The sequence below is a fragment of the Paenibacillus sp. JJ-223 genome, from assembly GCF_927798175.1.
Classification (GTDB): domain Bacteria; phylum Bacillota; class Bacilli; order Paenibacillales; family Paenibacillaceae; genus Paenibacillus; species Paenibacillus hubeiensis.
Window position 1 is genome coordinate 500,235 of record NZ_CAKMMP010000003.1, and the last position, 14,879, is coordinate 515,113.

A 14,879-nucleotide genomic window follows, 5' to 3' on the forward strand; every position below is an offset into this window, starting at 1 on the left:
CGGGCCGTGGGCGTTTATTCATTTGAGGTGATTTCAAAAATGGCAGGGAGTATCGTTCGGCGGTTTCTGCTGCAAGGTTTGTGTTTCATGATTGCTGCATTCGGAGCTGCCTTTGCGCTGGAAGCCATTGAGGGCATGAAAATCGGGACCACGGAATACTATGGCTTAATGAATGCAGGGAACATGTATTTTCTTTTAATGCTGTTTGCCTTCGGTCATTATGTGGCGGCATTTTACATGCTGGTGGCGTTTCCGTTCTCTTGGGTCATGCGTAGATGGATTCCAATTGTTGCAGTAAGAGCCATGATTTACACGGGGATTGGCGGATGGGGAGGCGGATGGATCTTCCATCAGTTGTACAGCGATTATTTTGTTACCGGATATGATTTGAACCAGAGTACGTCACGCTGGCTTTTTGCGATCGCAGGGCTGGTGTATGCCTTGTTGGAGTATTGGGTTTGGCATAAACCTGTGGCAGTGGACGAACGTAATCAGCGTAATCAACCCGTGATGAAGTGATGTATGGAACATCCAGGCTGCTAATGGTGGGTGATTGGTCATATCGGGAGAGGATTTGCGTGAAATGCATTGAATTGCGCTAACGAGAGGGATATAATGGGATTTATCTATTGAATTGAGGTGAAGTGGATGTCATTCCGTATCGTTCGAAGTAACTAGTTCTCGGGCCGGGTCAAAACGCGTACCGGCTATCAAGGGGGTGGTCTGCCCTTTTGATCCACGAACTGGAGCTTTGAACGGTGCCAGGCATTCATTGAGTGAAAGTCAGGACACCGACAACGGGTGGAAACAGGAGACGTTTGTATAAGAACGTTCTCTTTGTTTGCCATCGGTCACGGGTGTGCTGGCTTTTTCTATTTTCAAAAGATAAGGGGTATGAGTATTGTGTTAAAAACGTGTCTGCGTCAGTTGAAATGGTGGATACTTATCTATATAGGGATCGGTTGCGGTATTCAGTTCCTCAGCAGCTTGGGAATTGTATACTTCCAGAAGGTGCTGGATCTGGCGGTTCAGGTTCGGCATTTTGACGAAATTATGGATCACATCTGGATCTACGGGCTTTTGCTTGGCGGGATGGTCATCCTGAATTACGTCGATGAATATCCAAGCGTGCATCTGTCCAAAAGCATTACCGAAAGACTGAAGATTATGGCGTTGTCCAAAATTTCGCGAATGGACTATCAGGCTTATCAGAACCTGGGGACCGGCCAGATGATCAAAGTGATCGAAAACGGGGCGGAAGCCGGTAATGAAATCATATACGGTTTTTTTCTGAAAACGTTGCATGAGCTGCTGCCGACCATATTGTTCAGCTTGTTGTTTATCAGCTTTTATGACGCACGGATTATGTTGGCGATTGCTGCAGGTTATGTCGTCATTTTTATCGTGACCAACCTGATCCTGAAATTGTTGTACCGCATGAAAGAGGCCGTTCTTCGTCAGCAGGAGTCCATGTCCCGTCATTCCATACGCGGATTCATGGAGCTTGTGGTGTTCCGCACGAATAAAAGGTATGAAACAGAGCTGGCCAAGCTAAGCGCTTCGGCTCGTCGAATGATTCAACAAAGCGCGAGCATGCGCATGATCCATGAAGCTTTTTTCACGATTTTTGAATTGTTCGTCACGATCATTAAAATGATTATTCTGATTGTAGGCATCCAGAGCGTCATTCAAGGTGAATCTTCCATCGGCGTGATTGTTGCATTGTTCATGTTCATTGAGAAAATCTATTCGCCGATCGCCATTTTCAACGTGCTGTTTGTGGACTATCGCTTGAATCGGGTGACCTATCGCAGGTTTCAGGATTTCATCGAGGCGACGGAGGATCGAAATCTGAATAGCGGTCGTGAAGTACACGTATTGGAGGGTGAAATCGAATTCAAAAACGTTTCCTTTGACTATGGGAGCGCCCGCATATTGCATGATGTTTCGCTAACCATCCCTTCAGGAACTTCCGTAGCGCTCGTCGGCTTGAGCGGAGGGGGAAAGTCCACCATGATCAAACTGATCATCGGTCTGCTGAAAAAGAAAGAAGGCGAGCTCCTGCTGGACGGCATCGATATTGATGATGTAAACCTGAACAGCTATTATGGCCATATTTCGTATTTGTCTCAGGACTCGCCGATCTTCGATACAACGATTCGAGGCAATATCGCTTTCGATCACCCTGCCACGGACGAGGAACTTTATGCCATTTTGGATAAAGTAGATCTAAAGGAAAAAGTCCTGCAGCTGCCGGACGGATTAAATACGCTGGTCGGCGAAAAAGGACTGAAGCTGTCCGGCGGGGAACGCCAGCGACTGGCATTTGCCCGTGTGCTGTTTCAACGCCGAAACGTGTTGATTCTGGATGAACCGGTATCCGCACTTGACAATATTACGGAGCAGCGCATGATGGACCTGATGCTGAGGGAGTTCCGCGGCAAAACGATCCTCATCGTAGCTCATCGGTTAAACTTTGTTCAAAACGTCGATAAGATTGTCGTCATGGATCAAGGCTCCATTGTCGCGAAAGGCCGTTTCGACGAATTGATTCGCGATTGCGAAATGTTTAGGAAGCTTTGGAACAAACAGGGGAAAGAAGACATGGAGTCTGGTGCGTCTGCTTCGTTATATTGAGTTTTAGGCAGCCTGGATTTATCGGATGAAATAAGGATGTGCAAAGCCGAGGATTTTCGTAATTTGTTGCGGAAGTCCTCGGCAATAAAGAAGCTGCTGTGGATCGAGTGTACTTAGGCAAAAGCATCAAGAGATGCATCAAGAGAACAACAACGATTATCATATTTATCCATACGGAATGAAAAATTTCTCGAGGGTAATATTTATAAAAGGATACATTTATCCATATATAATCGAGAAAAATATGATGAATATTTCTTGGTGATCGTTGGGTGAAAATTTTGGCCACATCGAAAGTGTTTTTACCAAAATGTAACATATGCACACCGAGTGAAACATTGATTCAGGTTTTCTTTATGGGAAACATTAAATACAAAGTTGGAAAGATTATAATCTCAATCGAACTAATCGAACTTCGAAGAAAAAGGAAAGGAACGGAATAATCCAAAAACAACGGATAATCAAAAAACAATACGGAATAATCCAAAAACAACGGATAATCAAAAAACAATACAGCCAACAGATGCAACAGCATTCCTAATTTTTTTAGACACTATTTCACAAAACTCGTATTTTGTACATATGTATAATACCGGTATTGTTGGACAAGAACTTGTACCGGTACGGTTTTCTATGCCCTGCAGGAGCGTTATTTATTGCTTGAAGGTCAAGTCTTACGCGGGAGGAAAGCATGAAAATTCCTGTGCTGGCACAAAACGACCGTTCCCCGGTGGAATACCGGGAAACGGTCGCAGCTTAAAATCGTCTTTTTTTCATTGTCTACTTGACAGGGTTATGACCAAATTAGCGACTTTTGAAGTATTCTTTCTATATTCCCCAACCTTACTATATTGAATGGTTACTACGATTATATACCTGTCGGTGCTCTGCTGGTCCTTACGAAAACCAGGAAAATGAAAAAACGGATTGCGTGTAAAAAAACACCTCGAAATCCATTGGCACATACCTATTGTTTATATCAATGCCTCTTTACAGGTGAAACTTTCTGTCACTATTTAACGGGCTATGTACCGATTGCAGTATACTTCCCTTCATATTCCTGATGTTAAACACACAAAAAACGTCCATCTTTCCTGAAATTAAACCAATTGTTGGATTTTATGTATAGTTTAATTCTCTAAGGTTTATGCTATTTACCAGATAAAACTTTAGTGGAGGTAACCATGAATAAGAGAATGCTTCTTGTTTTGTGTTTGATTTCAATATTTGTTTATGACACATCAGTAAATGCGGAACCCCTAAAGGTGGAAGAAAAAGGGTCTGATAATATGAAGGTGAACTTTAAGCCTCTATACGCAAGTATTTCTGGAGAATTTGAGGTTGTCACTAAAAAGATTGATGGTTCATTTGTGATATTTTACTTGTCAGATACTGACCCTGTACTAAGTCTTTATGAGAGCTATTACCATGGGCAAGAAATAAATCAATCGGACAGCACAGAACTAATAATAAAGAATGGGGTTAAGTACCATTATAGCCCATTTAGAAATAATCATGGTGGCACGCTAACATGGGTTAAAAATAATATTCTTATTGAAATGAGTAGTTCTCATTTTAACAAAAATACCATGATGCAATATGCCTCTACTATCAAGTAAAAAACAAAGGATGCCAAACGCGAAATTAACGTATTGGCATCCTTTTGATTTTATTGATATGCGTAACCGTCAACTGTGAGCCAAAATCCGCCATCCATGTCATTGTTTGTATTGGATGTTATAACAACTTGGTATGTTCTCCCTGGAACCACATTGCTCACGTTCCAGCTTCTCCCTGTTACATCTTCAGTAAAAGTTTTACTCCACATGAGGTTTCCTGTCGTAAAGTCAGTAATTGACAAGGTGAAGTTTGCTTTTTCGCCAGCGTGAACGCCTACCATTTGTACATCAGTAATTTCAAAGGATGACACACCACTGTTTGTATATACACTTGCACCATCAAACTCATTTATGTTACGTGTTCTGACAGCGTAAGGTCCCCACTTCTTAACCGCTAGTGTTTCAAATTTGGGAGTAGCCGATCCGATCTCTGTGACTACCAATTTGGAAGATACATCTTCAGAAGATTCAGCATAGGACGGATTTACAGGGGAGATAAACAGCAAAAATGTAAATAACATAGCGAAAGCAATTTTGTAGTTTCTGGAGAAGATTAGCATAGATTAAATACCTACTCGATTTATTGAAATATTTACCTTACAATTACAAATATATCCATATTTTGAACTCTCGTATATAGGTATATCCTACTATTTATTCGACTTGGGTTGGCCTTGTTCCGGGGCATAACGAAAGCGCCGGTAAACGAAAGTCTTCCATAACAGGCTAAGGCAACAAGTATCTCCGTTCCACCCTCATCGAACCCCTCCCACTCCATACGTGGATCTGATAACGATCTCTGAGCTCAAATCTCAGCCCGCAAAGGAAAGCAGCGAGCGGCAGTTGCCGTTCCACATTCCATGATGACGATTGCTTATCATTTGCTAACCCGCCAGAAAGACTACAAGCACTTGCAATTCAGTTTGGCCAAGCTCGTTGACCATGATCTTATACCTTCGATGCCCACCGATAGGCTGGACGTACCCAAACTCCTCGATGCTTCTCCGAAGCTTTCATATTTCGTATCGCCTGGCAGAAGGTCAAACCGAGGGTTATACGCTGCTGCTTTGATCTGATCGATTGGCACGATTCTGATGTTCATAGGATATATCTCCAATGATTTATGGCAACTAAAAAGGACCAACCTTCTGGCTCGTCCTGATAATCGTATTAGCCGTTGTGTCTTCTCAGAGCATCCTCTAAACGTTGGAATAAATCGCCATAATGTTCTTTTTTGGGTTCATCAGTTACAATTTTCATCCCGTCTTAGGTGGCACCGGTCCCGCCAGTTTCTCCAGTCGATCCAGTCAAATCAGTAGTTTTGACTGGATCAGATACAGCTATTGAAACCTGTGTTTTAGGATATTTAAGTTCTCTAATACATCTTAATGATTGATGAAGTTGAAGTAATGCATCCCCAACTTCTTTCCTAGCACGATTTGTTTTTTTTCTTTTAACAAGGTAAGTGGCTTTCCGTAATTTCTCTAATTGCTGAATTAACTTTTCTTACACACCTTTTTCGCAACCTTTTCGATCTATTCATTTTTTCATCTTCCCCGACATTTTCGAGGGTGTGTGTTTATTTTATTTAAGCTCTCTAACACTCCAATTAGAATGACTAAGGTGGTCTCAATTTTATCCACTACGCGTTCATATTATTCGCCTATTTAAGAAATTTCTTTTGCCTAATCCCACCCAAATCACTGCAGGTGATATAGGCGTCATTAAAACGATGTTCTAAATGCCAATGTGATAAAAGAGAAATAATCTCAAAAATAAATGGCTTCCAAACTACAAATCTATTCCCTTTGTGGTTAAGGACCAGTAGCACTTTAACTTTGTTGAGGATAAACATATCTCCTCCGGAACTCACACTGTGACATCCTGAGTAACCCAACCAAGATTTATTCTATCGGTAAAAAGTTTGTCAGCGGCTCGGCAGGATTTCGTCCTCAACTGTTTATCCAGACGTCTGAGAGTTAGCCACCCGCAAAGAGGAAATATTTAAGCCGCTGATAGCAAATACAATTCCCGGCGTGGATTTTTTGGCACCGATCTTAGGCAAATCTGATCGTCTTTTGCTTTTTAACAAAATAAAACGCTTCTTTATACCTCGCATATATGCACCCAGATCCGGATCGCATAAGAATAAGGATTGTTCACTAAAAAATATTTAAGCAGGTCTATCGAATATGTGTCTCCACAAACCTATGGGCTAGCCATAATCCTTTCCCCAAGTCTGTATCTAAAAAGGCCACCTCACTGGGGGCATTCGATTGCGTCTATCCTTCCGGTCCCTCCCCTTCTCGCTGTCCCGCTAATTCTATCCCAGCGAGCTTCCGGGTCCTCTTCGTTAGGGGCGTAATCGATGGAAGGGGCTCTTTTCCTCGAGGCATTCGTCATTGTCGCTGTCAGAGAAATCTAAAGACTCCGTTTCGAACAGATCGTTGTATCTCTCTTCGCCTTCCCCCTCGTATTCTTCCACCGAAACGCTCAAGAACGCCTAGCTGATTACTCATGTCGGTGCGACAGTAATTGTCTTTGTAAACCGGGCGGTTGCTATCACCGTCGATAAGCAGCTCTACGTTTCTTCCTCATAACTGCACACGGAGACGGGCTTAGGGCAAGCATTTTGGATGAAGCTTGTGAAGTATTGATGTCCTTGATCGTCAGGCTGATAAAGATACATATTTTGATACTAATGAAGTTTATCTGCACGCGCTTTTTATTTAGATGTTCATCTAATCGGCAATCGGACGATGTTCTTGTCCATTTCGGTAATCGGTACAAGTTCTTGTCCTTCGCTCGGGACAAGAACTTGTACCGATAAAATAAAAAAGCCGCTAAATTAGCGACTTCAATGTGACCATGTTCTTGTACTTCGACAGATGGTGATTTCGTGTCGGAGGACAAGAACATGTACCGATTGCCGTATCTTCCCTTCATTCCTGTCGGATTTTCGGAAGTATTAAATTCGGACTTTTAAACACAGCGTGGCCTCGACGAAGTCGACCATTTTTTGGAGTAATCTTATGCTTGATTATCCATGATCGGGACAAGAACTTGTACCGTTAAAGGACAAGAACTTGTACCGATTGCCGTATAGTTCCCTTCATATTCCTGCCGGCCTTGACACTACAGCATTTTGGGATGCTAGCCGTTACGTCCGCCTCCTGGGTAAGCAGCAGCAAAAATCTGGTCGTCGATCCGGTTTACAGCCGCGTTTTACGACTCGAACGAGGTGATTTTCTGGAATATCCTGTTCTAAATCCATTAGCAGATAGAGTTGGTCCATGGCATATTGAATGTACAAAAGAAGCCCTCCTTTGAATGGTTGCTCGACACTTCCATTTTACAAAGGAACGGCTTCTTTTTCTGTCTATGATGGAATCAAGTTCGCTGTTCGCTTCGTATTTTCAACCAACTGGAAAATATTATCACAGCACTGTTTAGGCCAGCCTATAACCCAGCCTATTCACAGTTTAGAAAAATATAAAATTGCCGGCAACACCACATGATCAACAATCTCTTCCAATTTCTGATGCGACACTAATCCATTTTCAAACATATACGTATAGCGAATTTGCTCAAAAAGAATGAGTTTGGTCGCTTTAGGTGGGAATGTTGTGATTTCTCCCCGTTGTACGGCCCGTTGAAGAACGTAATCCATAATCTTAATATTGGAAGGGGTTGCTTCGGCCAACATCCGGCCTGTCCGTTCTCGCTCCTGCTGGTTAATCATCTCGGAAAACAGCATTTTAAACAATTTAAACGGTCCATGGTTAGACTCCAAAATAAAATGCTGACCAACATTCGTAAGCCCTACCTTTGCGATTCTTCTTGTTTCGCGGATTATACTTGCAGCAAGTTGCTCGATTGTGGTTGTTCTTTCTGTTGTTATGGCTTCAAGTATAGTTGCACCCGAATTAAGAGGTCGTGCAATCGGTATTATTTTTATGGGGATAAGCGCATCTCTTGTCATCGGTGTCCCTCTTGGTACATTCATCGGCGAAATGTGGGGATGGCGTTCAACATTTGCTTTGACCGGGGCCCTTACCTTAATCGTGGCATGGGCAGTCAAACGATATCTTCCACAGGTAGCTCCACGGCCGGGAGTCCAGTTGCGAGAACAGCTTCGAACGCTAAAGGACTCCAAAATTTTATCCGCTCATTCAATCTCAATATTACAGATGACAGGCCAATTCACGATCTACGCCTACATCACACCTTTTTTACATGAGATGATGGGGCTGTCAACGAATATGATCAGTCTTGTTCTGTTTGTATATGGATTAGCAGGTATAGCAGGAGGATGGATTGGAGGATGGTCCTCAGATAAACTTGGGAACAGCAAAACGATCTCATCACTCTCCTGTTACATGCGCTCGCTTTATTCTTGTTGCCTTATTCTACAGGTTCTATCTTTCTATTACTCATCGTAACCGTAGTCTGGTGTGCATGTAATATGGCTCCAAGTCCTGCCATTCAAAGCTATCTGGTACAAACAGCTCCGGAATCTTCGGATATCCAATTAAGCTTTAATACATCATCTTTACACATAGGAGTTGCAGCAGGTTCAATACTTGGGGGACTGATTGTCAACCATTATTCCGTCACAATGAATGCTTGGGTTGGCGGACTGATTGTTATTCTAGCAATCATTTCAGCCATCTTCTCCTTAAATAAACAAAAAGCATCGACCGTTCCATCATAGGTGAATTGTAAATGGAACTCCAAATAAAGGAAAGCGTGCAATAAAGCGTGCGCAAGACTTTAAAGGGAACATTCCGGGGATTGTGGAACTTAGCGCATCGAGCTTTAATTATTGGGCCTACCTTCTTTCAGCTTTATGTCAATAAAATCAACGATCTGCTGAAGCGAGGAAATTTGAATCATAATATGTTCACGTTGACTTCTTAATTGATCCACCAGTTCAGGATAATTAACGGAATCGGAGTCGACTGAGGCAGCCAAAAATGGCCGCATAGCCTCGAGCGACATTCCCGTTTTTTTGAGGCAGGTTATTTGCTTGATCCTATAAATGTCCTCTTTTCGATAAAAGCGATGCCTGTTTTCCTTCCGTTCTGCCCGAGGCAGCAGCATGATCTTTTCGTAATAGCGGATTGTATCCTCGGAAATACCGATTTGCTCGGCGACTTGCTTGATCGTAAAAGTTTGTTCTTCCATTATGTCTCCTCCCTAAATTGCTGTTTTGAGCATTATACATTTTGGAGCCGACTCCAAGTCAATCCTATTTCCATCACTTATCCTTGGGCGATTTTTTTATTTTCGCGCCTTGACTTGGATTTGACTCCAACTTTTATTATGGGATCTGCGGGGGAAAACTCCCGACAACAATCTATCTTAAGAAGGGCAGGAACATTTATTATGGAACTAAAGATTACCGCACCCTCTCCAGTCGTCTCGGTAAAGCCGATAGTGCTTCCAGCCCCGGGCCGTGGCGAGAATCTGCAAGTGAAAGTCTCCGCGCCGACGACCGGTCGTAACTTACCTATCATTGTTTTCTCACACGGTTCTGGCTCATCGTTGGAGGGTTACGGCCCCTTGGTTGACTTCTGGGCTGCACACGGCTTCGTAGTCATTCAACCCACCCATCTCGACTCAAGGACACTAGGTCTCCCTCAGGACGATCCCCGCACACCACGGATATGGCGTTTCCGAGTGGAAGACATGAAGCGCATCCTTGATCAGCTTGATTTCCTGGAATCTGCCGTTCCCGGCCTCAGCGGGCGCCTTGACCGAAGCCGCATCGCCACAGCCGGACACTCCTTCGGCGGCCAGACGGCGGGCAACTTGCTAGGCTTGCGAGTCCTCAACCCCGAGACCAAGAAGGAAGAGGACCTGTCCGACTCACGCATCAAAGCAGGCGTGCTATTCGCCACCGCCGGGCAAGGTGGGGACAGCCTGACACCGTTCGCGGCCGAGAAGATGCCGCATCTGAACGTGAGCTTCGAGCACATGACCAAGCCCACCCTCGTGGTCGTCGGGGATCAGGACGACACTCCTAACAAATATCAGCTGACCGTTCGCGGGCCGGATTGGATGACCGACCCTTACTTCCTCAGCCCGGGAGCCGAGAGCCTGCTCACCCTTTTTGGCGCAGAACACTCACTTGGAGGGATCGCTGGTTACGAGGTTAAAGAAACAACAGACGAAAACCCACAACGAGTTGCCCTGATCCAGAAAGTTACATGGGCTTACCTTCGACATGTACTCGATATTGAGCAGACCAACTGGTCAGCAGTGAAACAAGCATTGTCCGAGACGACCCATTCAATTGGTCGAATTGAATCCAAATAAAGCTCTGGAGAAAGACAGTGAGCTCCCCCGCCGGCCCAATGCCTGTGAGGGAGCTCACTCTCTTTTTCTGATCAGCACGCAAAAAATTAAAAGATTGTCGATACGGTTTGTTGAGGTACGTTAGCGCATAGAAGTCAACCATATCTCCAAACAGCCGTTTAATAAATTCGAGCTCGCTTTCGTTATATTTTCCCAAAAATTCGTACATTCTTTGCCTTTCCTTCACTCCTGCGGTTGCCCGTCTCTATCACCCACGCCCGGCAGCGTCAGACGGACATCGATAGACTTCACGTGGAATCATGCACCGGGACGTTGAGGACTCCACCAAGGTTATTTTTCGCCGTCATCTGTGATGCTGTTCACCGTAACATCAATAAAGCGAAATCAAAAGGCCGCCAGAATCACTCCCTGGCGGCCCAATTCACGTAAGCCGACGTACCTCATGCCGAAACTAGAACCAGCCTGACCAATAAATCAGAATGGGGAGATAAAGAAAGCTTGCAGTCGTCGTGATTGCAACGTTAACCGAAACCAGTTCCTTGTCTCCCCCATACTTCTCCATTAGCACCACGGAATTAATAGCAGAAGGCATTGAAGATTGTACAAACAATACCGATGCTTCAAGACCATGAAGTCCAAGCAGGTGAATGGTCAGCAAAGACAGAAGCGGCACGCCCACAATTCGCATGACAATAGAAATCCACAGTTCGCGGCGCATGCTGGCACGCCAGTTTGTTTTTCTGAGTTGCATACCCAGCATGAGCAGAACGATAGCGGCATAAGCTCCGCCAATAAGCTCGAGGCCCGAATTTAAGCTTGTCGGCAACGGGATTTGGAACAAATACAGCATCAGGCCAACAACCGCAGCATAGATCAGAGGGTTCCGTACCATTTTCGCAGCGGCTTGCCGTGGACTAAAGGAACTGCGAGAGGCAATATATAATCCAAGCGTATTCACGAGTACGATATGAAGGACTACATTCGTGACTCCAATGGCGAAGCCGGCATTTCCGAATGCAAGAAGCAGCAAAGGCAACCCGTAATTATTGGAGTTAGCGAATATGGACGTGAGTTCCATCGCCCGAGATGAAGGCGTATCAAATCGAAATAATTTCCCTACAGCAAGGGAGGCCCCCCAACAGAGAACCGTCTGAATGACAGTAAATAACGCAATGTGAGCAAATGCCGAGTTATTCAAGCCGCTACCCGAAACAGCGCTCACGATAAGGCAGGGCGAAAGAACGAACAAGCTCAAGTCCGCCAGCACCTTCGCATCAGGCGACTTGTACTTCTGATACAGATATCCAAGTAGACAAGCCAGCAGAATCGGTACGCTTACCGTCCCAAACAAAGAGATATAACTATTCATGACAAGGATTCCCTTCAGTCAAACTAATTTTGATGAACAAAGCCGTCTTGCTTGGAATAGCCAAGTGAGTGCGCAAGAAGCAGCGGTTCCAGTTGTTCGAAGAATACCGGTGCTGTTGCTGGCAGTTCCAGCTTGTCGGTGTCAAGCGCATAGACGGCCAAACGGTACAGATGATCGCCAGAATAACGGGGAGGCTCTGCGCCGTAATAGCTGTTTAATTCTACAGAACCGTCCGAGAAGTGACCCGAGGCGCCTACCGTTAATCCCTGTGCCGCTACCGGAATGTTAAGTACGCTCCAATGAATGAAGTTATCTGCAATCGGGTGAACATCATACATGACCACGGCAATGGATTTCGTGCCTTCAGGCGCGTTTTTCCAACTGACTGGCAGACTGATATTTTGTCCGGACGGCATACCGTCGTGGGCGTATTTGACCGGGATGTTGCCGTAAGCCGCGAATGCATCTGACCATGCTTGGAATCCCGATGCCGTTGACACAGAAGACGCGGTTAACATGCGGTTTGCTGAATCCCAGCGCAGTTCCAGCCCGAGGGCAACCTCAATTAGTCGGGAGGATACCATTACGCTGCCATTTTCAAGAACAACCTCATGATCCAGCTCATATCTAACACCATTTACATTAACTTGAGATTCCCCGAGCTTCTGTGATGCAGTGAAGCCTTCACCTTCAGCAAACCAGGACTGCTTAGCGGCATCCCATTTGACAATCGCACCGGCAGCCTCGAACACAGCGCGAAGTGGGATCAGCATGCGCGTATTCACCATTTCACCTTTAGCTTCGATTTTCTTCCCATTTACCGTCAGGTTAAATGGCGTATTCCATTTACTGTAGCTTGCTACATTGCTAGCGACATCCTTTGGGGCCGTTGATGACGTCGCGGAATTGTCCTCTGCAGCAGCGGTGATTGGCATGGACACGGTAAATAGAAGCCCAAGAATCATTGTAAGTTTTCCGGTTATTAGTTTCGCTTTTGTCATAAAAATCATGTCTCCTTTGAATTGAATTTGAGGTACAATGAAATTACAGCACTGTTTTGTAACATATTTTTGCGTTATCGACGATATTTATGTTATATTCACTTGTGCAGAGTTGTCAATAGGAGCGTGAATCCTGATGCTGTCAGTAGAAAAGCAAATGCTCTTTCTGTTATCCAAGGCAGATGAGCTTCAATCGCAGGAGCTTATTCGAATTTATGAGCAACGGGGATACTCGCCCCCTTATATACGCAATGGTTTATCACGGCTGAAAAAGGAGAGCTACGTCGATACCCCTTCCCGTTCGACCTACCGTATTACAGCTGCCGGAAGGGAGTTTATTCGCTCGATCAATCGTAAACCGGAGCTTTATAACACCGTTTGGGATCGCTCCTGGCATCTTGTCTTGATTTCATTTCCAGAATCGGAACGTAAACGACGCGACCGTTTGCGAGCGGATCTACTGCAAACGGGATTTGGACTACTATATAGCGGGATGTATATTTCACCATGGCCATACCGGGAGGAGCTATCGGAGCTCATTCAAAAGCATGATGCCGGTCCATTCGTAACCGTATTTTCCGGGAAAATGGAGCATGGGAAACTGACGGAGGATCAGGTTGAGGAAATTTGGTCTTTGGGTGAATTGACGCGGATCTACAACGAGAAACAGCTCTGGTTCGAGGAATATTTTGAACCCTTGTTTATTTCTTCATTGGAACATTTCTCTTCCGCTAAAGCATCGGAGAGTCATGCGCTGGAACTGTTTGTCCTGTTTTTGACGCTGGGGGAAACGATTAACGAGCTTTACCTATTAGATCCTATGCTGCCGCCTGAATTACTTCCGGCGAATTGGAGCGGACGATCCATCCTTCAGCGATTGACAGAGAACCTCGCCAAAATAATCGAAGCCATCCCTCCCGACTCCGCTTATGCGAAGTTTGTAAAGTGAGATAGAACATATCCAACTTACGCAGCAACAAAACGACTGGCATGTCCGACAAGGGCCATCCTTTGCGGGATTGGCCCTTGTCCCATGAATACCATTAAAACCCAATTGAAGTTATAAGTTCAGATACACTGTTCAGAAATTAAGAAGCTTGCCATCACGCCGATTAATATAATAATGATCATATTTTTAAATGAATCTTGTATACGTACTTGTGCCACGACTCCCCCAAAGCCGTTAGTACAATGAGAAGCGCACCTGCCGCTATCCAACTTGCATACCAAAAATCGATAATTAGAGCAGCTGCAGAAACGAGCTCGACGATACCTGTGACTACACGGAACCATTGTGGTAATCTCAATTTCTCGAATTCTTCAATTGGCGTTTTAGCACCCCTCAGTTTCCCAGAGCTCGCCATTAGAAACATAAGGATTAACAACGTTTGTAAGGTGATCGAAACAATGCTCAAAATTAACACTCCTATTGTTCATGAATGTATCTGTTAAACTGTATTATTAGCATAGCAAGCCCACCTCAGCAAACGCTGAAAACCGGGCTCCGCTTCTAACAAAGCATGTGGATGTTGTGTGTTCCATATGGGCTTGCCGTAGTTTTATTCCCTAGGAAAAATATGCTGACGATCTTCAGTCCGTCTTAACAGAGCTATACCGGATATGCCGTCACAAAGCAATAGTTTGTATTGTGGCACCCTATGCCCATGTAAGCTCTCATATGATTAATCCTCAGTTTAAACAACGGTTTAATGAGCATTCGCCGCGGTTCTGGACGCATTCTTCCCAAACGGTATGAGCTTGTGAAGCATTGATGTCCTTGATCGTCAGGCTGATAAACATACATATTTTGATACTAATGAAGTTTATCTGCATGAGCTTTTTATTTAGATGTTCATCTAATCGGTAATCGGACTATGTTCTTGTCCATTCCGGCAATCGGTACAAGTTCTTGTCCTTCGCTCGGGACAAGAA

12 protein-coding genes and 1 pseudogene are annotated in these 14,879 nt (G+C 44.6%); 7 read left to right on the forward strand and 6 right to left on the reverse strand.

What is annotated here, in order from left to right:
- Window positions 1-39: 39 nt before the first annotated feature.
- The 3 genes from L6H98_RS08515 to L6H98_RS08525 all read left to right on the forward strand — a co-directional run bounded on the left by L6H98_RS08515 (window position 40) and on the right by L6H98_RS08525 (window position 4,256).
- Window positions 40-519 carry a hypothetical protein gene (locus L6H98_RS08515; RefSeq protein ID WP_236414309.1) on the forward strand — a complete coding sequence of 160 codons (480 nt, stop codon included), beginning with the start codon at window positions 40-42 and terminating at the stop codon, window positions 517-519.
- Between the two features lie 384 nt (window positions 520-903).
- Complete coding sequence (locus L6H98_RS08520; RefSeq protein WP_236414310.1) at window positions 904-2,637, forward strand: ABC transporter ATP-binding protein; 1,734 nt, start codon at window positions 904-906, stop codon at window positions 2,635-2,637.
- A gap of 1,184 nt (window positions 2,638-3,821) precedes the next feature.
- Window positions 3,822-4,256 (forward strand): hypothetical protein, encoded by a 435-nt coding sequence (locus L6H98_RS08525; RefSeq protein WP_236414311.1) that lies wholly within the window; start codon window positions 3,822-3,824, stop codon window positions 4,254-4,256.
- A gap of 50 nt (window positions 4,257-4,306) precedes the next feature.
- Here the strand turns inward: L6H98_RS08525 and L6H98_RS08530 are convergent, their stop codons facing one another.
- Both L6H98_RS08530 and L6H98_RS08535 read right to left on the reverse strand, forming a co-directional pair.
- Window positions 4,307-4,816 (reverse strand): hypothetical protein, encoded by a 510-nt coding sequence (locus tag L6H98_RS08530; protein ID WP_236414312.1) that lies wholly within the window; start codon window positions 4,814-4,816, stop codon window positions 4,307-4,309.
- A 2,915-nt stretch (window positions 4,817-7,731) separates the two neighbouring features.
- Window positions 7,732-8,220 (reverse strand): hypothetical protein, encoded by a 489-nt coding sequence (locus L6H98_RS08535; RefSeq protein WP_356722659.1) that lies wholly within the window; start codon window positions 8,218-8,220, stop codon window positions 7,732-7,734.
- Between L6H98_RS08535 and L6H98_RS31375 the strand changes: the two genes are divergently transcribed.
- Both L6H98_RS31375 and L6H98_RS08540 read left to right on the forward strand, forming a co-directional pair.
- Complete coding sequence (locus L6H98_RS31375) at window positions 8,111-8,698, forward strand: MFS transporter (protein WP_356722660.1); 588 nt, start codon at window positions 8,111-8,113, stop codon at window positions 8,696-8,698. The two genes, L6H98_RS08535 and L6H98_RS31375, sit on opposite strands and share 110 nt — an antisense overlap.
- A 23-nt stretch (window positions 8,699-8,721) precedes the next feature.
- Entirely contained in the window at window positions 8,722-8,970 is a 249-nt protein-coding gene (locus L6H98_RS08540) for a hypothetical protein (protein WP_236414314.1), read from the forward strand.
- A gap of 116 nt (window positions 8,971-9,086) precedes the next feature.
- Here L6H98_RS08540 and L6H98_RS08545 read toward each other — a convergent pair.
- Window positions 9,087-9,446: pseudogene (locus L6H98_RS08545) on the reverse strand (MerR family transcriptional regulator); the annotation flags it as partial.
- A gap of 198 nt (window positions 9,447-9,644) precedes the next feature.
- Here L6H98_RS08545 and L6H98_RS08550 point away from each other — a divergent pair.
- Window positions 9,645-10,577 carry an alpha/beta fold hydrolase gene (locus tag L6H98_RS08550; protein ID WP_236414315.1) on the forward strand — a complete coding sequence of 311 codons (933 nt, stop codon included), beginning with the start codon at window positions 9,645-9,647 and terminating at the stop codon, window positions 10,575-10,577.
- Between the two features lie 451 nt (window positions 10,578-11,028).
- Here the strand turns inward: L6H98_RS08550 and L6H98_RS08555 are convergent, their stop codons facing one another.
- Entirely contained in the window at window positions 11,029-11,946 is a 918-nt protein-coding gene (locus L6H98_RS08555; protein WP_236414316.1) for an AEC family transporter, read from the reverse strand.
- Window positions 11,947-11,969: 23 nt separating this feature from the next.
- On the reverse strand, window positions 11,970-12,947 hold the full coding sequence (locus L6H98_RS08560; protein ID WP_236414318.1) for a YbhB/YbcL family Raf kinase inhibitor-like protein: 978 nt from the start codon (window positions 12,945-12,947) through the stop codon (window positions 11,970-11,972).
- A 136-nt stretch (window positions 12,948-13,083) separates the two neighbouring features.
- Here L6H98_RS08560 and L6H98_RS08565 point away from each other — a divergent pair, with 136 nt between their 5' ends.
- Entirely contained in the window at window positions 13,084-13,896 is an 813-nt protein-coding gene (locus L6H98_RS08565) for a PaaX family transcriptional regulator C-terminal domain-containing protein (RefSeq protein WP_236414320.1), read from the forward strand.
- Between the two features lie 178 nt (window positions 13,897-14,074).
- Here the strand turns inward: L6H98_RS08565 and L6H98_RS08570 are convergent, their stop codons facing one another.
- Window positions 14,075-14,362 carry a DoxX family protein gene (locus tag L6H98_RS08570; protein WP_236414322.1) on the reverse strand — a complete coding sequence of 96 codons (288 nt, stop codon included), beginning with the start codon at window positions 14,360-14,362 and terminating at the stop codon, window positions 14,075-14,077.
- Window positions 14,363-14,879: the final 517 nt, after the last annotated feature.